Origin of the sequence: Streptomyces sp. MUSC 14 (assembly GCF_001866675.1) — a bacterium.
Classification (GTDB): domain Bacteria; phylum Actinomycetota; class Actinomycetes; order Streptomycetales; family Streptomycetaceae; genus Streptomyces.
Window position 1 is genome coordinate 19,957 of the sequence record NZ_MLYN01000062.1, and the last position, 16,207, is coordinate 36,163.

The 16,207-nt window shown below is 72.4% G+C and carries 15 protein-coding genes; 6 read left to right on the forward strand and 9 right to left on the reverse strand.

Going from position 1 to position 16,207, the window contains the following annotated elements; all coding sequences use genetic code 11:
• Nucleotide 1 precedes the first annotated feature (1 nt).
• Nucleotides 2-790 carry a VOC family protein gene (locus BIV25_RS35760; RefSeq protein WP_071376684.1) on the reverse strand — a complete coding sequence of 263 codons (789 nt, stop codon included), beginning with the start codon at nucleotides 788-790 and terminating at the stop codon, nucleotides 2-4.
• A gap of 281 nt (nucleotides 791-1,071) precedes the next feature.
• On the opposite strand from BIV25_RS35760, the gene BIV25_RS35765 reads away from it, so the two are divergent.
• Nucleotides 1,072-1,317, forward strand: coding sequence for a WhiB family transcriptional regulator (locus tag BIV25_RS35765; RefSeq protein WP_071376742.1), 246 nt, complete (start codon nucleotides 1,072-1,074; stop codon nucleotides 1,315-1,317).
• A 53-nt stretch (nucleotides 1,318-1,370) separates the two neighbouring features.
• On the opposite strand, the gene BIV25_RS35770 is transcribed toward BIV25_RS35765, so the two are convergent.
• From BIV25_RS35770 to BIV25_RS35785, 4 genes are all read right to left on the reverse strand, one after another.
• Nucleotides 1,371-2,345, reverse strand: a complete 975-nt coding sequence (locus BIV25_RS35770) for an acyl-ACP desaturase (RefSeq protein ID WP_071376685.1) — start codon at nucleotides 2,343-2,345, stop codon at nucleotides 1,371-1,373.
• A 249-nt stretch (nucleotides 2,346-2,594) separates the two neighbouring features.
• Nucleotides 2,595-3,371 (reverse strand): dimethylargininase, encoded by a 777-nt coding sequence (gene ddaH / locus BIV25_RS35775; RefSeq protein ID WP_071376686.1) that lies wholly within the window; start codon nucleotides 3,369-3,371, stop codon nucleotides 2,595-2,597.
• 156 nt (nucleotides 3,372-3,527) lie between these two features.
• The gene (locus tag BIV25_RS35780; protein ID WP_071376687.1) at nucleotides 3,528-5,153 is read right to left on the reverse strand and encodes an ABC-F family ATP-binding cassette domain-containing protein; all 1,626 of its coding nucleotides are present in this window, start codon (nucleotides 5,151-5,153) and stop codon (nucleotides 3,528-3,530) included.
• Between the two features lie 328 nt (nucleotides 5,154-5,481).
• Nucleotides 5,482-5,898, reverse strand: coding sequence for an SsgA family sporulation/cell division regulator (locus BIV25_RS35785; protein WP_071376688.1), 417 nt, complete (start codon nucleotides 5,896-5,898; stop codon nucleotides 5,482-5,484).
• 209 nt (nucleotides 5,899-6,107) lie between these two features.
• Here BIV25_RS35785 and BIV25_RS35790 point away from each other — a divergent pair, with 209 nt between their 5' ends.
• Nucleotides 6,108-7,217 (forward strand): oxidoreductase, encoded by a 1,110-nt coding sequence (locus BIV25_RS35790; protein WP_177235530.1) that lies wholly within the window; start codon nucleotides 6,108-6,110, stop codon nucleotides 7,215-7,217.
• A 13-nt stretch (nucleotides 7,218-7,230) separates the two neighbouring features.
• On the opposite strand, the gene BIV25_RS35795 is transcribed toward BIV25_RS35790, so the two are convergent.
• On the reverse strand, nucleotides 7,231-7,527 hold the full coding sequence (locus BIV25_RS35795) for a YciI family protein (protein ID WP_071376744.1): 297 nt from the start codon (nucleotides 7,525-7,527) through the stop codon (nucleotides 7,231-7,233).
• Nucleotides 7,528-7,587: 60 nt separating this feature from the next.
• On the opposite strand from BIV25_RS35795, the gene BIV25_RS35800 reads away from it, so the two are divergent.
• Entirely contained in the window at nucleotides 7,588-8,331 is a 744-nt protein-coding gene (locus BIV25_RS35800) for an endonuclease V (RefSeq protein WP_071376689.1), read from the forward strand.
• Here the strand turns inward: BIV25_RS35800 and BIV25_RS35805 are convergent.
• Together BIV25_RS35805 and BIV25_RS35810 are read right to left on the reverse strand one after the other, a co-directional pair.
• A complete protein-coding gene (locus BIV25_RS35805) occupies nucleotides 8,295-8,483 on the reverse strand; it encodes a hypothetical protein (protein WP_071376690.1) in 189 nt (62 codons plus the stop codon). The two genes, BIV25_RS35800 and BIV25_RS35805, sit on opposite strands and share 37 nt — an antisense overlap.
• 119 nt (nucleotides 8,484-8,602) lie before the next feature.
• Entirely contained in the window at nucleotides 8,603-9,808 is a 1,206-nt protein-coding gene (locus tag BIV25_RS35810; RefSeq protein ID WP_177235531.1) for a trans-acting enoyl reductase family protein, read from the reverse strand.
• Between the two features lie 186 nt (nucleotides 9,809-9,994).
• Between BIV25_RS35810 and BIV25_RS35815 the strand changes: the two genes are divergently transcribed.
• The 3 genes from BIV25_RS35815 to BIV25_RS35825 all read left to right on the forward strand — a co-directional run bounded on the left by BIV25_RS35815 (nucleotide 9,995) and on the right by BIV25_RS35825 (nucleotide 14,632).
• On the forward strand, nucleotides 9,995-11,131 hold the full coding sequence (locus BIV25_RS35815) for a CaiB/BaiF CoA-transferase family protein (RefSeq protein ID WP_071376692.1): 1,137 nt from the start codon (nucleotides 9,995-9,997) through the stop codon (nucleotides 11,129-11,131).
• A gap of 64 nt (nucleotides 11,132-11,195) precedes the next feature.
• Nucleotides 11,196-12,410 carry an acetyl-CoA C-acetyltransferase gene (locus BIV25_RS35820; protein ID WP_071376693.1) on the forward strand — a complete coding sequence of 405 codons (1,215 nt, stop codon included), beginning with the start codon at nucleotides 11,196-11,198 and terminating at the stop codon, nucleotides 12,408-12,410.
• Between the two features lie 50 nt (nucleotides 12,411-12,460).
• The gene (locus tag BIV25_RS35825) at nucleotides 12,461-14,632 is read left to right on the forward strand and encodes a 3-hydroxyacyl-CoA dehydrogenase NAD-binding domain-containing protein (protein WP_071376694.1); all 2,172 of its coding nucleotides are present in this window, start codon (nucleotides 12,461-12,463) and stop codon (nucleotides 14,630-14,632) included.
• A gap of 599 nt (nucleotides 14,633-15,231) precedes the next feature.
• On the opposite strand, the gene BIV25_RS35830 is transcribed toward BIV25_RS35825, so the two are convergent.
• Nucleotides 15,232-15,993, reverse strand: coding sequence for a MerR family transcriptional regulator (locus BIV25_RS35830; protein ID WP_071376695.1), 762 nt, complete (start codon nucleotides 15,991-15,993; stop codon nucleotides 15,232-15,234).
• Between the last annotated feature and the right edge of the window lie 214 nt (nucleotides 15,994-16,207).

Sequence of the window (16,207 nt, forward strand, 5' to 3'; positions counted from 1 at the left end):
CTCAGCCCTGCTGCGACGCGCTCCGTATCACCGCGAAGCGGGCGCCGTACGGATCGGTGAGCCGGGCCACGCGGCCGACACCCGCCAGGGTCGTCGGCGGCATGCGTGTCGCCCCGCCGAGCCGCTCGGCCCTGCCGACCGTGGCGTCCGCGTCCTCGACCTCGAAGTACGGCAGCCAGTACGGACCGCCGTCCGCCGCGCCGCTGTCGGCCGGCGACATGATCCCGCCGAACATCGCGTCCTCGCCGGCACCGGCCGGGCTGAGGCACGTGTACGTCCCGTCCGGCAGCGACACCGAGGAGGTCTCCAGGCCGAGCACCCGGTGGTAGAAGGCGGCGCCCGCCGCGACGTCCGGTGTGTACAGCTCGACCCAGCACAGCGCCCCGGGCTCACTCGCCACCTCGAAGCCCTCGGTCCGTCCGGGCTGCCAGATCCCGAACGGCACGCCCGCCGTGTCGCCCAGGATCGCCAGGTGCCCCTGGCCCATGACGTCCATGGGCGGGGCCAGCACCCGGCCGTGCGCCAGCCCGGCCGCCTCGGCGGTGGCCCCGGCGTCCGCGCTCCGGAAGTACACGGTCCAGGCGGGCGGGCTCTGTTGCGGGTCGTTCGGCCCGAGGCCCGCCACGGTCCGGCCGGCCAGCTGGAAGAAGCCGTAGCCGCCGGCGTCCGGTCCCGCCGACCGGTACTGCCAGCCGAAGAGGCCGCCGTAGAAGGCGCGGGCACCGTCGATGTCGGGACTGCTGACATCGGTCCAGTTCGGGGCGCCGTCGGCGAAACGGGTGGTGAGCATCTTCGCCCTCCTCGGAAGGGTCCCGTCCTCTGCACTGCCGAGTCTGGCACCCGCCACTGACACGCGCCGCCGGAGCACCGCCGCAGCGGTTCCGCGCGACCGGGCGGCCCCATGACCACCCTGGGTGACCGGGCGCGTTCCCAGGGCATTGCGACACGCCCCGCGCGCCGCCGTGCATGTGCCGGGACCGGGGGCGCATGATCGGGGCGGCCGGAGGCCTTGACGGCCCCGTTGAGCGGGCGTTGATCGAACGTTTTTCGCCGCCCGGCACGATCCTGGGCATGCACTTCGACACGATGACCCCGGCCGACGAGACGTGGCAGGCGCAGGCCCTGTGCGCCCAGACCGGGCCGGACTTCTTCTTCCCCGAGCCCGGCAGCTCGGTGCGCGAGGCGAAGCGCATCTGCGCCATGTGCGAGCTGCGTCCGGCCTGTCTGGACTACGCCCTGGCCCACGACGAGCGTTTCGGCGTCTGGGGCGGGCTCTCCGAGAAGGAGCGCCTCGCCCTGCGCCGTACCTCCGGCTGAGACCGGGCGGGCCGCCGGGCTCCGTGGCCGACGGCCGTCGCGTACGGCAGTCGTCAGCGCGCCGCGCGCGCCGCCATCCGGGCCTTGCGCGCGGCCAGCTTCTCGTCGAACTTCGTGGCCTCGGCGTTCAGGCCGCCCAAGAACAGGCCCAGTTCCTCCTGCGCCTGGCGGCCCTCGGGACCGAGGCCGTCGATCTCCAGGACCTTCAGGAAGCGCAGCACCGGCTGGAGCACGTCGTCGTGGTGGATGCGCAGGTTGTAGACCTCGCCGATGGCCATCTGCGCGGCGGCCCGCTCGAAGCCGGGGATGCCGTGGCCGGGCATGCGGAAGTCGACGACGACGTCCCGGACCGCCTGCATGGTCAGGTCGGGCGCCAGCTCGAAGGCCGACTTCAGCAGGTTTCGGTAGAAGACCATGTGCAGGTTCTCGTCGGTCGCGATGCGGGCCAGCATGCGGTCGCAGACCGGGTCGCCGGACTGGTGGCCGGTGTTGCGGTGCGAGATCCGGGTGGCCAGCTCCTGGAAGGCGACGTAGGCGATCGAGTGCAGCATCGAGTGCCCGTTGTCGGACTCGAAGCCCTCGCTCATGTGCGACATGCGGAACTGCTCCAGCTTGTCCGGGTCCACCGCGCGCGAGGCGAGCAGATAGTCGCGCATCACGATGCCGTGCCGGCCCTCCTCGGCCGTCCAGCGGTGCACCCAGGTGCCCCACGCGCCGTCGCGGCCGAAGAGCGTGGCGATCTCGTGGTGGTAGCTCGGCAGGTTGTCCTCGGTGAGCAGGTTGACCACGAGCGCGGTCCGCCCGATCTCGGTCACCTTGGACTGCTCCTTGTCCCAGGCCTCGCCGTCCTCGAACAGGCCCGGGAAGTTACGGCCGTCGCTCCACGGCACGTACTCGTGCGGCATCCAGTCCTTGGCGACCTTCAGATGCCGGTTCAGTTCCTGTTCGACCACTTCCTCCAGCGCGTACAGCAGCCGCGCGTCGGTCCAGGCGGACGGGCTGCCGAGGTGAGGGGAGGTGATCGTCACGGGAACTCCAGGGGGGCGCCGAGCGAGAGCGGGTACGGGGGACGGTCCGGCGAGCGGGGCCGGAAACCTACGAGATCGTAGGCTACGAAGCCGTAGGTTACGAAGCCGTAGGTTAAGTTCGCTGTAAAGATCGCTGATCAGCACCCCTGGCACGGGTATTCGACACACCGCGGACGGGCCGTGCCGGTATGCGGAACAGCCCTGGGAGGGGCAGGTCCCGGGGCCGTTCGAGTGGCGAGGCGCACCCGGTCAGGCGTACAACTCCCGCAGGCGCACCGAGAGACAGGTCACACAGCCTTCCAGCTTCTCGAACTCGCTGATGTCCACCGTGACGACCTCGTGGCCGAGATCGGTCAGCAGCTCCGCCGTCTTCGGGGCGCTCGCCGCCATGAGCAGCGTGTGGCCGCCGAGCAGCACCACGTGCGAGCCGGACTCCTCCGGCACCGACAGGAACCCCGGGAACAGCGAGGGCCGGTCCAGCTTCGGGATGTGCCCGATCACCGTGCCGTCGGGCAGCGCGGTCACTGCCGACTTCAGGTGCAGCACCCGGCTCACGGGGACGGCCACCACGCGCGCGCCCAGCGGTTCGAAGGCGGCCCGCAGTTGCTGCACCCCGGCCGCGTTGGTGCGCCCGCCCCGGCCGACGTAGACGGTGTCGCCGACCTTGAGGACGTCACCGCCGTCCAGCGTGCCCGGCTCCCATATCCAGTTCACCGAGCAGCCGAGCCGGGCCACCGCCTCCTCGACGCCGACGGTCTCGATGCGCCGGGACTCGGCGCCGGGCCGGGTGATCAACGCCACGTTCTTGTACATGACGACGGTGTCCTCGACGAACACCGAGTCCGGGCAGTCGTCCTCCGGGTCGACCTCGACCGTCTCCCAGCCGTGCGTGCGCAGCGCCTCGACGTAGGCGTCCCACTGTTCGAGGGCGAGCCCCAGGTCGACCTTCTCCCGCTCGATATGCGTCACCAGGCCTTCGGCGAGGCGGGGACCGGGGCGGCGGACGAGGGCCTTCTTGCTGGGCACGAGGGGCCTTTCAATCGGTGGTGCGGATTCCGGCGCCGATCGCGGCACCGGTTTCAGCATCATGCAGTCCCCTCCCGCCAGGGCAAAACCCCCGTTGTCAGGCTGTGCCCCTCCTGAGACGTCGGGGCCTGCCGGACCGGGCGCCGGGCCCCGCCCTCAGGCGGGGTACCCGACGGCCTCGGGCGTGATCTCCTTCAGTTCTCCCTCCTCCATCAGCAGCCAGCGGGTGATGCCGATCGACGCGAGGAACGGCATGTCGTGGCCGGCCACGAGCAGGGCACCCTCGTACGACTCCAGGGCCGATGTCAGCTGCCGCACGCTCGCCATGTCCAGGTTGTTGGTCGGCTCGTCGAGCAGGAGCAGCTGGGGTGCCGGTTCGGCGAGCATCAGCGCCGCCAGCGTCGCCCGGAACCGCTCGCCGCCCGACAGGGTGGCCGCCTGCTGGTCGGCCCGCGCGCCCCGGAACAGGAAGCGGGCCAGCCGCGCCCGGACCCGGTTGTTGGTCGTGCCCGGCGCGAACCGGGCCACGTTCTCGGCGACCGTCGATGCGTCGTCGAGCACGTCCAGCCGCTGGGGCAGGAAACGCATCGGCACGTGCGCGCGTGCCTCGCCCGCCACCGGTGCCAGCTCCCCGGCCACGGTCCGCAGCAGCGTCGTCTTCCCGGCGCCGTTGCGGCCGACGAGCGCGATCCGCTCCGGGCCGCGCAGATCGACGGTCCCCTTGACGCGCGCCCCGTGGGCCAGCTCCAGGTTCTGAAGGGTGAGCACCTGCCGGCCCGGCGGTACGGCCGTGTACGGCAGGTCGACGCGGATCTCGTCGTCGTCCCGTACGGCCTCCACGGCCTCGTCCAGCCGCTCCCGGGCCTCCGTGAGCCGCTCCTCGTGCATGATGCGGTGCTTGCCCGCCGAGACCTGGGCCGAGCGTTTCCTGAGTTTCATCACGGCCCTGGGCTCGCGCTTGTTCTCGTACATCTTGTCGGCGTACCGCACGCGTTTCGCCAACTTCGTGTGCGCTTCGACGAGTTCGCGTTTCTGTTTGCGCAGATCCGCCTCGGCCACGCGCACCATCCGCTCGGCGGCCTCCTGCTCCACGGCGAGGGCCTCCTCGTAGGCCGAGAAGTTCCCGCCGTACCAGGTGACCTCACCGGAGCGCAGCTCCGCGATCTGGTCGACCAGGTCGAGCAGTTCCCGGTCGTGACTGACCACGACCAGGACGCCGGGCCACGCGGCGACGGCCTGGTACAGCCGGCGGCGCGCGTACAGGTCGAGGTTGTTGGTGGGTTCGTCCAGCAGCAGGACGTCGGGGCGGCGCAGCAGCAGCGCGGCCAGCCGCAGCAGCACCGACTCGCCCCCGGAGATCTCGCCGACGGTGCGGTCCAGGCCGATGTGGCCGAGACCGAGTTCGCCGAGCGTGACCAGGGCGCGGTCCTCGACGTCCCAGTCGTCGCCGACCGTCTCGAAGTGCTCCTCGGCGACGTCGCCCGCCTCGATGGCGTGCAGCGCGGCCCGCCGGGCGGCGATGCCGAGGACCTGGTCGACGCGGAGCGTGGTGTCGAGGGTGACGTTCTGCGGGAGGTGGCCGACCTCGCCCGCCACCCTGATGCTGCCGTCGGTCGGGGTGAGTTCCCCGGCCAGCAGCTTCAACAGGGTCGACTTGCCGGATCCGTTGGCGCCGACGAGCCCGGTCCGGCCGGGGCCGAAGGCGACGTCGAGGCCGTCGAGGACGGCGGTGCCGTCGGCCCAGGCGAAGGTCAGGGACGTGCAGGTGAGAGAAGATGACATGGAGGCCTCGCGATGAAGTGCGTGCGGTCGGGTGGACGCATCTCGAGACACCGCGAGGCGGAAACCGAAGGGTCTGGGCACGAGGAGGCCATGAAAAAAGGCCTGTGCCACAAGGACGGCTCGGACGCCGAGGTCGTACGCCGCGCACACCTCACCGGTGCGACGCGGTGCCTCAGGACCTCAGACGAGCAACGTCCTTCTCCAATCGACGGCAACAGGACCGAGGTAAACGGTAGGAGGGGCGTCGGCGGCTGTCAACGCAATTCCTCAGGGGCTGCCGCCGGTCCGGGGAGCTGGGTCCGGCGTGCCGTTCACGCGCGCGTGCCGGTCAGCAGGCGTCCCGCATCAGTTCGGCCAGGTCGTGGTCCAGGTCGAGCTGGAGGTGTTCGAGGCCGACCGGCACCAGTTCGTCGGCCGCCGCCAGGAAACGGCGGATCTCGCCCGAGCGCACGTGCACGATCGCGGTGCCCTCGGGGGCGTGGAACTCCAGCACCGTGCGGTCGTATCCGTACGGGCGGACCCGGACGTCCCCCTGGCCCTCGGGGCCCTGCATCCCGGAGATCAGCAGCTCGCGGGAGAAGGTCCAGCCCACCTCGACGCCTTCCAGGGTGGCCGGGGCCGGGAAGGTCATGACGACGGCGAACGGGTCGCGGCGGTCGTAGCGCAGCGTGGCGGGAATGCTCGGCATGCGCGGTGCGGCGGCGACGAGGCGGGCCTCTACGGGCTGCTCGATGACGGTGGACAACGCCTTGCTCCCTCGTGACGGCTGGACTACGGCCGGGTGTGCGACTCCTGGCACTGGAAGAGACGTCCGATCCGGCTGATGCGTGCACACGGAGCACGAGTGACCTCGGTCACCGCGCGAATGCGTGGCCGGATGTGGGCCGTTCGCCCCGGGACGAGGGAAGCCGGTCCCCTGGACGGCGCCCGTCCGGTGGGCTAGCTTCGCCCGCCATGAGGCGTTCGGGGAGCACGCGACGCAGGGGACGGACGGGCCGGCTGGTGGCGGCGGGGGTGGCGTGCGGAGCGGCGCTGGCCGCGCTGACCGTCCCGGCGGCCGGGGCACGGACCCTCGGGCCGGACGGCGGGGGAGTGCACTGGGCGGTGAAGGACACCGGGACCCCGCAGGTCCGGTTCCGGGGGCTCGCGGCCGTCGACCGGCGCACTGCCTGGCTGGCGGGCACCGGCGGCACGGTGCTGCGCACCACAGACGGCGGATCGAGCTGGCGGAACGTCTCTCCGCCGGGGGCGGCCGGCCTGGAGTTCCGGGACGTGGAGGCCTTCGACGCGCGGCGCGCCGTGGTGCTGGCCATCGGTGAGGGCGAGGCCTCCCGCGTCTACCGCACCGAGGACGGCGGTGCGACCTGGACCGAGTCGTTCCGCAACACCGACCCGAACGCCTTCTACGACTGCCTGGCCTTCTTCGACCGCCGCCACGGCCTCGCCCTGGGCGACCCGGTGGACGGGAAGTTCCGCATCCTGTCCACGAGCGACGGCGGCCGCTCCTGGCGGGTGCTGCCCGCCGAGGGCATGCCGCCCGCCCTGGACGGCGAGGCCGGCTTCGCCGCGAGCGGGCAGTGCCTGGTCACCTCCGGTGCCAGGGACGTCTGGCTGGCCACCGGGGGCGGCGCCCACGCGCGCGTGCTGCACTCCGCCGACCGCGGACTGACCTGGACGGCGGCCGACACGCCCGTGCCGGCCGGTGATCCCGCCAAGGGCGTCTTCGCGCTCGCCTTCCGCGACCGCACCCACGGCCTCGCCGTCGGCGGCGACTACCGCCCCGACCGGCCCTCGCCGCACGCCGCGGCCGTCACCGCCGACGGCGGCCGCACCTGGACCCCGGCCGCCACACCCCCGCCGGCCTACCGCTCCGGCGCCGCCTGGCTCCCGCACAGCCGCACCGCCGCCCTCGCCGTCGGCCCCACCGGCACCGACCTGACGACCGACGCCGGCCGCACCTGGCGCACGATCGACACCGGCTCGTACGACACCGTCTCCTGCACGCCCGACCTGAGCTGCTGGGCGGCGGGCGAACAGGGCAGAGCGGCCCGGCTGGAGCGCTGAGCGCGGCGGCGGGTCAGCCGGGCGTCTGGCGGTACCGGTCCAGCTCGGGGGAGGTCTTCGTGGCCGTGAACTCCGTGACGCGGTACGTGCACACGCCGCCGACGGCGAACGGGTCGCGCGCGATGGCCGCCTCGATCAGGGCGCGGTCCTCCGCGACGGCCAGGATCACTCCGCCGTCCCGGGGGTTCTTGCGCCCGGAGGCGAGGAAGAGACCCTGGTCGTACTGCTCCTCCAGCCAGGCCACGTGGTCGGGGAGCAGGGTGTCGACGGCGTCGAGCGGTGCGGTGTAGGTCAGCTCCAGTACGAACATGATCACGAGGCTACCCCCGGGCTCCGACAGCCGGCCCCGGGCCGTACAGTTCTGGTCACCATGACGACCGTAGGCGTACCCGCGGGCTGGCCCGCGACCGAGGAAGAGGCCCGCGCCGTACAGGACGAGCTGCGCGGGCGGGTGGTGCGGGACGAGCCGGGACCGCCGCCGGCGCGGGGCCACGTCACAGGCGTCGACGTCGCCTACGACGACGGCCTCGACCTCGTCGCCGCGGCGGCCGTCGTGCTGGACGCCGCCACCCTGGAGGTGGTGGCCGAGGCTACGGCCGTGGGCCGGGTGTCGTTCCCGTACGTGCCCGGGCTGCTCGCCTTCCGGGAGATCCCGACCGTGCTGACCGCTCTCGACCGTCTGCCGTGCCCGCCCGGCCTCCTGGTGTGCGACGGCTACGGGCTGGCCCATCCGCGCCGTTTCGGCCTCGCCAGTCATCTCGGCGTGCTCACCGGCCTGCCGGTCATCGGTGTCGCCAAGAACCCGTTCACCTTCAGGTACGAGGAACCGGCCCCCGCGCGGGGCGCGTGCGCTGCGCTGCTCGCCGGGACCGAGGAGGTCGGGCGCGCCCTGCGCACCCGGGACGGCGTCAAACCGGTCTTCGTCTCGGTCGGCCACCGGGTGAGCCTGGACAACGCTGTGGCGCACACCCTGGCCCTGACTCCGCGCTACCGGCTGCCCGAGACCACGCGCCGGGCGGACGCCCTGTGCCGCCTGGTGCTGCGCGAGGCGGCACAGGGTGCGGTTCCGGGGGACGTTCAGGAGGGGACGACGCGCCAGGCGCCGACCTCCTGATACGCCGAGTCGTACACGGCCGAGCCGTCGCCCGGTTCGAGGGCGTAGTGGTGCACATTGCCGCCCCAGTAGCGCAGGATCCGCCCCAGCTCACGGGCCCGGTCCTGCGCCGACGCGCCCTCGTCCACGGTCACTTCGAGCACGAACTTCACGCTCTTCTCGCCTCCCTGCGGCTGCCGCCTGTCCGGGTCTCCATCGTGTCATTGAGGAACCCGGTGAGACTTACAGCCGGTGGTGGCCTGGAGTGACGGCATGCCCTCGCGCCAAAGTCTCAAACCGTAGGGGAGGCGGCGGCTGAGGCCTGTCCGGCGGACGCCACCCGGAAGGTGATCCCCGCCGCACGCAGCCGCCCGGTGAGGGCGTCGCCCATCGCCTGCGCCGTGGTGACCTGCCCGGCGGTCGGCGGCAGGTCGTCGAAGGCCAGGCACAGGGCCGCCTCGGCGAACATCTTCGCCGTCTCGTCGTAGCCGGGGTCGCCGCCCGCGACCTCCGTGCACACCCGCCTGCCGCCGCCCTCGCCGACGAAACGCACCGCGAACCGGCTCCTCGCCCGCTTCTGCGCGCTCGGCCCGTCACCCGGCTTCAGCCGGTTTGACAACCAGCGCCGCGCGGGCGGCAGCTGGGCCGCCGCCACCGCGCCGACGGCGGCGATCCCGCCGAGGGCGACCGGCAGGTGCCGTACCGCCGCGTAGTGCCGGTAGCGGAAGTCCGGCCCGTAGCGCTCCAGCGCCCGCGCCGAGCGGAGCACGATCTGCGGGTCGATGGTCGGCAGCGGCAGGGCCCACGCGCCGACCTCGCCCGCGAAGCGCGGCGCGCCCGTCGGTGACGTGACCCGGCGTCCCGGCAGCCGCGGTTCGTGCCGCCCCCGGTCCCGCGCGGCGGCCAGCATCTGCCGGGCGCGCGCCATCTGGTTCAGCGCCGAGGCCAGGGTGCCGCCGGAGAAGGCCGCGTCCGCGGTCACGTACCCGTCCACCCGCAGCGGCACGCCCTCCGGGAGCTGCCGGACCGTGAAGTACGCGCCCAGGTCGTGGGGTACGGAGTCGAAACCGCAGGCGTGCACCAGGCGGGCGCCCGTCTCACGCGCGCGTGCGTCGTGCCGGACGTACATCAGGTCCACGAACTCCGGCTCGCCGGTCAGGTCCAGATAGTCGGTACCGGTGTCCGCGCAGGCGGCGACCAGCTCCTCGCCGTACAGCACGTAGGGCCCGACGGTCGTGGCCACCACGCGCGCGTGCTCGGCGAGGGCGCGCAGCGTGGCCGGTTCGGCCACGTCGGCCCGCAGCACGCCGATGTCCGCCGTGCCGGACAGCCGTTCGCGCAGCCGCTCCAGCTTCCGCTCGTCGCGGCCGGCGATCGCCCAGCGCAGATCGTCCGGCGCATGCGCGGCGAGGTACTCCGCGGTGAGGACGCCGACGAAGCCGGTGGCTCCGAAGAGCACGAGGTCGTAGGGACGATCCGTCCTTTTCATCCTGCTCATGACACCCCTTGTCGTGCGGTCCGCGCCGCTGTCGGTGGCTGAGGCTAGCGTGAGAGGTGCGCACGCCGTCGACCGGGCGGGCACTTGGCTAAGCGCTTGCTCGTTCAGGTCTTGTGCCGGATGGAACGCGTTCTTAGCATCACAGGTGTTACATCAGTTGTGTCACACAGGCTTGGGGGCTGGAGCATGACGACGGCAGCGAAGCCGGGGCAGGGCCCGCTCTCCGGTGTGCGGGTGGTCGAGCTGGCCGGCATCGGCCCCGGCCCGTTCGCCGCCATGCTCCTGGCCGACCTGGGCGCGGACGTGGTCCGGGTGGACCGGCCGGGCGGCCCCGGTCTCGCGATCGACCCCGCGTACGACGTCACGAACCGCAACAAGCGCTCGATCGTCGTCGACCTGAAGGACCCGGCCGGCCCCGCGCGCGTGCTCGATCTCGCCGAGCGGGCCGACATCCTCGTCGAGGGATACCGCCCCGGCGTCGCCGAGCGCCTCGGCGTCGGCCCGGAGCAGTGCCACGCCCGCAACCCCCGCCTGGTCTACGGCCGGATGACCGGCTGGGGCCAGGAGGGCCCGCTCGCCCACCGCGCGGGCCACGACGTGGCCTACATCGCGCTCACCGGCACCCTCGGCATGATCGGCCGCCCCGACGAGCCCCCGGCTGTCCCCGCCAACCTCCTCGGGGACTACGCGGGCGGCTCCCTCTACCTGGTGGTCGGCGTCCTCGCCGCCCTGCACCACGCGCGCGCGACCGGCACCGGACAGGTCGTCGACGCCGCCATCGTCGACGGCACGGCTCACCTCTCGTCGATGATCCACGGCATGCTCGCGGCAGGCGGCTGGCAGGACCGGCGCGCCGCCAACCTCCTCGACGGCGGCTGCCCCTACTACGGCACCTACGAGACAGCCGACGGCGGATACATGGCGGTGGGCGCGCTGGAGGGCCGGTTCTACGAGGAGTTCCTGCGCCTGCTCGGCCTGGCGGACCTGGCCGACGCCCGCAAGGACTGGACCCGCTGGAGCGAGCTGCGCGAACGCATCGCCGCCCGCTTCAGGTCCCGCACGCGCGCGCAGTGGACGGAGCTCTTCGAGGACACCGACGCGTGCGTGGCGCCCGTGCTGTCCCTGCGCGAGGCCCCGCACCACCCCCACCTCGCCGCCCGCGGCACCTTCACCGACCACGGCGGCATCACCCAGCCCGCCCCCGCCCCCCGGTTCTCCGCGACGCCCACCACCGTCCGTACCGGTCCGGCCCTGCCCGGCGCGGACACCGAGTCGGTGGTGCGGGAATGGGGGATACCGGCGGCGGCGCACGACGACGCGTGAACGACGACCCGGTCGCGGGCAGCGACCGACCCCGCTCGGCCCATCCTTTCCGAAAGGCACCTCAGTGAGCACCGAAGCGTACGTGTACGACGCGATCCGCACCCCGCGCGGCCGCGGCAAGGCGAACGGCGCCCTGCACGGCACGAAGCCCATCGACCTGGTCGTCGGGCTCATCCACGAGATCCGCGCCCGCTTCCCCGGACTCGATCCGGCCGCCGTCGACGACATCGTCCTCGGCGTCGTCGGACCTGTCGGCGACCAGGGGTCCGACATCGCCCGGATCGCCGCGATCGCCGCCGGACTGCCGGACACGGTCGCGGGCGTACAGGAGAACCGCTTCTGTGCCTCGGGCCTGGAGGCCGTCAACCTGGCCGCCGCCAAGGTCCGTTCGGGCTGGGAGGACCTGGTCCTCGCGGGCGGCGTGGAGTCGATGTCCCGGGTGCCGATGGCCTCCGACGGCGGCGCCTGGTTCAACGACCCGATGACCAACCTCGCCGTCAACTTCGTGCCCCAGGGCATCGGCGCCGACCTCATCGCCACCATCGAGGGATTCACCCGCCGCGACGTCGACGAGTACGCCGCCCTGTCCCAGGAGCGCGCGGTCACGGCCTGGAAGGAGGGCCGCTTCGACCGTTCCGTGGTCCCCGTCAAGGACCGCAGCGGCCTGGTCGTCCTCGACCGCGACGAGCACCCGCGCCCCGGCACCACCGCCGACTCCCTGGCGAAGCTCAAGCCGTCGTTCGCGGACATCGGCGAGCTGGGCGGGTTCGACGCCGTCGCGCTGCAGAAGTACCACTGGGTGGAGAAGATCGACCACGTCCACCACGCGGGCAACTCCTCCGGCATCGTGGACGGCGCCTCGCTCGTCGCGATCGGCTCCCGGGCGGTCGGCGAGCGCTACGGCCTCACCCCGCGCGCGCGGATCGTCTCCGCGGCCGTCTCCGGCTCCGAGCCCACCATCATGCTCACCGGTCCCGCCCCCGCCACCCGCAAGGCGCTCGCCAAGGCCGGCCTCACCATCGACGACATCGACCTGGTCGAGATCAACGAGGCGTTCGCCGCGGTCGTGCTGCGCTTCGTCAAGGAGATGGGCCTCTCCCTCGACAAGGTCAACGTCAACGGCGGTGCCATCGCGCTCGGCCACCCGCTCGGCGCGACCGGCGCGATGATCCTCGGCAGCCTCGTGGACGAACTGGAGCGCCAGGACAAGCGCTACGGCCTCGCCACCCTGTGCGTCGGCGGCGGCATGGGCATCGCCACCGTCGTCGAGCGCATCTGAACTCCCCGCGGAACCACGAGACTTCAGAGACTTCAACGGAGACGACTGTCATGACCGAGAGCACCACCATCCGCTGGGAGCAGGACGACACCGGTGTCGTCACCCTCGTCCTGGACGACCCGAACCAGTCCGCGAACACCATGAACCAGGCGTTCCGCGACTCCATCACGGCGATCGCCGCACGCGCGGAGGCCGAGAAGGACTCCCTCCGCGGCATCATCTACACCTCCGCCAAGAAGACCTTCTTCGCGGGCGGCGACCTCAAGGACATGATCAAGGCCGGTCCCGAGGACGCCCAGCAGGTCTTCGACAGCGCGACCGAGATCAAGAACGCGCTGCGCCGCATCGAGACGCTCGGCAAGCCGGTCGTCGCCGCCATCAACGGCGCGGCCCTCGGCGGCGGTTACGAGATCGCGCTCGCCTCCCACCACCGCATCGCCCTCGACGCCCCCGGCTCCAAGATCGGCCTGCCGGAGGTCACGCTCGGCCTGCTGCCCGCGGGCGGCGGTGTCACCCGCACCGTGCGCCTGATGGGCATCACGGACGCCCTGCTGAAGGTGCTGCTCCAGGGCACGCAGTACAACCCGCGCCGCGCCCAGGAGAACGGCCTGGTCCACGAAGTGGCCGCCACGCATGAGGAGATGCTGGCCAAGGCCCGCGCCTTCATCGACGCGCACCCCGAGTCGCACCAGCCCTGGGACATCCCCGGCTACCGGATCCCCGGCGGCACCCCCGCGAACCCGAAGTTCGCCGCCAACCTGCCCGCCTTCCCGGCCAACCTGCGCAAGCAGACGGCCGGTGCCCCCTACCCGGCTCCGCGCAACATCATGGCCACCGCCGTAGAGGGCTCCCAGGTCGACTTCGAGACCGCGATCACCATCGAGACCCGCTACTTCACCGAGCTGGTCACCGGCCAGACCGCGAAGAACATGATCCAGGCGTTCTTCTTCGACCTCCAGGCCGTCAACTCCGGCGCCAACCGCCCGAAGGGCATCGCGTCCCGCACGGTCCGCAAGGTCGCCGTCCTCGGCGCCGGCATGATGGGCGCCGGCATCGCGTACTCCTGCGCCCGCGCGGGCATCGACGTCGTCCTGAAGGACGTCTCCGAGGAGGCCGCCGCCAAGGGCAAGGCCTACTCCGAGAAGCTGTGCGCCAAGGCCGTCGCCAAGGGCCGCACCAGCCAGGAGAAGGCGGACGCGCTGCTCGCCCGGATCACCCCGACCGGCGAGGCGGCCGACCTCGCGGGCTGTGACGCCGTGATCGAGGCCGTCTTCGAGGACACCGCGCTCAAGCACAAGGTGTTCCAGGAGATCGAGTCCGTCGTCGCACCCGACGCACTGCTGTGCTCCAACACCTCCACCCTGCCCATCACCACCCTCGCCGAGGGCGTGGAGCGCCAGGCCGACTTCATCGGGCTGCACTTCTTCTCGCCGGTCGACAAGATGCCGCTGGTCGAGATCATCAAGGGCGAGCGCACCGGTGACGAGGCACTCGCCCGGGCCTTCGACCTGGTCCGCCGGATCAACAAGACGCCGATCGTGGTAAACGACTCGCGCGGCTTCTTCACCTCCCGGGTGATCGGCCACTTCATCAACGAGGGAGTCGCCATGGTCGGCGAGGGCGTCGAGCCCGCCTCCGTCGAGCAGGCCGCCGCCCAGGCCGGCTACCCAGCCAAGGTGCTCTCCCTCATGGACGAGCTGACCCTCACCCTCCCGCGCAAGATCCGGGGCGAGACGAAGCGGGCCGTGGAGGAGTCCGGCGGCACCTGGACCGCACACCCGGCGGAGGCGGTCATCGACCGCATGGTCGACGAGTTCGGCCGCCCCGGCCGCAGCGGCGGCGCCGGCTTCTACGACTACACCGAGGACGGCAAGCGCGCGGGGCTGTGGCCCGGCCTGCGTGAGCACTTCACGCAGCCCGGGCACGAGATCCCGTTCCGGGACATGCAGGAACGGATGCTCTTCGCCGAGGCGCTCGACACCGTCCGGCTCCTGGAGGAGGGCGTCCTGACCTCGGTCGCCGACGCCAACATCGGCTCGATCTTCGGCATCGGCTTCCCCGGCTGGACCGGCGGCGTGCTCCAGTACATCAACGGCTACGACGGAGGCCTGCCCGGCTTCGTCGCCCGCGCGCGCGAACTCGCCGAGTCCTACGGCGAGCGGTTCACCCCGCCCGCACTGCTCGTGGAGAAGGCGGAGCAGGGCCAACGCTTCACCGACTGACACCCGCCCGGACCGAGCCCGGCGCTACGGGTCGACCGGACCCTGACCGGCCGGACTCCAGCCGACGTCCGCCGACCGGCCCTCGGCCCGCCGAGCCGGGATCGGCGGCCAGGGCCTGGACTGGCTGGAGCCCGACTCGGCCGGAGCCTCGCCAGGCCGGGGCCCGGCTCGGCCCGAGGAAGGATCGGCCGGGGTCTGGTCCGCCCGACCACCGGACCACCGGCGCGTCGGTCCGCCGGGCTCCGGATCCTCCGGTCCTGGGTCCTCTGGACTTGGGCTGCCCAATCCGGGGCCAACCGGGACGAGATCGTTCGATCCGGGACCGGCCGGACTCCGGTCGGCTGGGCCCAGCCGACCGGGCTCCCGTGTGCCGGGCGACGGCGCGGCGCGATGGTGCGTGCGGGCGAGGGCGCGGGGCTCGCTCGGCCGGGCCTCGTTCCCCGGGGGATTCGCCCATCCGGCCGTCATCAGCCGGGCCCCGCGAGGGCCTGTCCCGATCCGCTGAGCTCGACCGGACAGGCCCCGTCAGGCCCACTCCGAGCAGACAGGCCCCCGCAGGTAGGCCCCGAGCAGACCTGCCCCCGCCAGACGCCCCCCCATCACTCCGACTCCGATTCCGCCCGCCCCGCTGTGGTCGGGGCCGAGTTGCTGACCCATTTGCTCAGCTCTTCCCGCAGTGAGCGCTGGAACGTCGTCAGCAGGGCCTGTACGACCAGGGGGTGCATGTGTGCCGACAGGGACTTCACGTCTCGGGTGGCGCGCTCGGCCACCTCGCCGCGGAAGAGCTGGGACAGCTCGCGGGCCGCGGCGCGCGAGTGCTCGATGAGCACCGAGCGGGCCGCAAGGATCGCCTCCTGCGACAGCGGTACGTCGAGCAGTTGCACGCCGAGCCGGAGCAGTCCGGCGTCGACCCGGAAGGTGCCGTCCGCCCTCTCGCGGACGACGTTCATCGCCGCCAGCCGCTCCACGTCCTCGGCCGACAGCGGCCGCCCGGCCCGTCGTTCCAGCTCCCGCCGGGCCACCGTGTCCACCGCGTCCGGTGCCCAGGACGCGACCACCGCGCGGTGGATGGCCAGGTCGTGCGGGGTGAGGTCGGCGGGCAGCTGCCGTACGTAGCGCTCGATCGCCGCCAGCGTCATGCCCTGCTGCTGCAACTCCTCGATGAGGGCCAGCCGTGCCACGTGCTCGGGCCCGTACCGCCCGACCCGGCGAGGACCGATCACCGGCGGCGGGAGCAGCCCCTTGCTGCCGTAGAACCGGACGGTGCGGACCGTGACACCCGTGCGGGCGGCCAGCTCGTCGATGGTGAGGGCCGGCTCCCCGGTGTCGGTCGTCGCGTTGGTCGTCGCGTCGGTCGTCATGTGCAGCAGTATTGCTGTCCCAGCAGATGTGTGAAACCCGTGGTGAACAGCGCGCGTCCACCAAGTGGATCGTGTGAGAAGTAACGCTCTGTGATGTGGACCACCGCGTACTCGCGGATCTTTCTGGGAAGGTGCTGCCTTGGTCTGTGCCGCAACTCGACAGGGTGGTGCGGGCCTCGACCTGCACGACCCCCGGGCCCACGAGGCCTGGGCG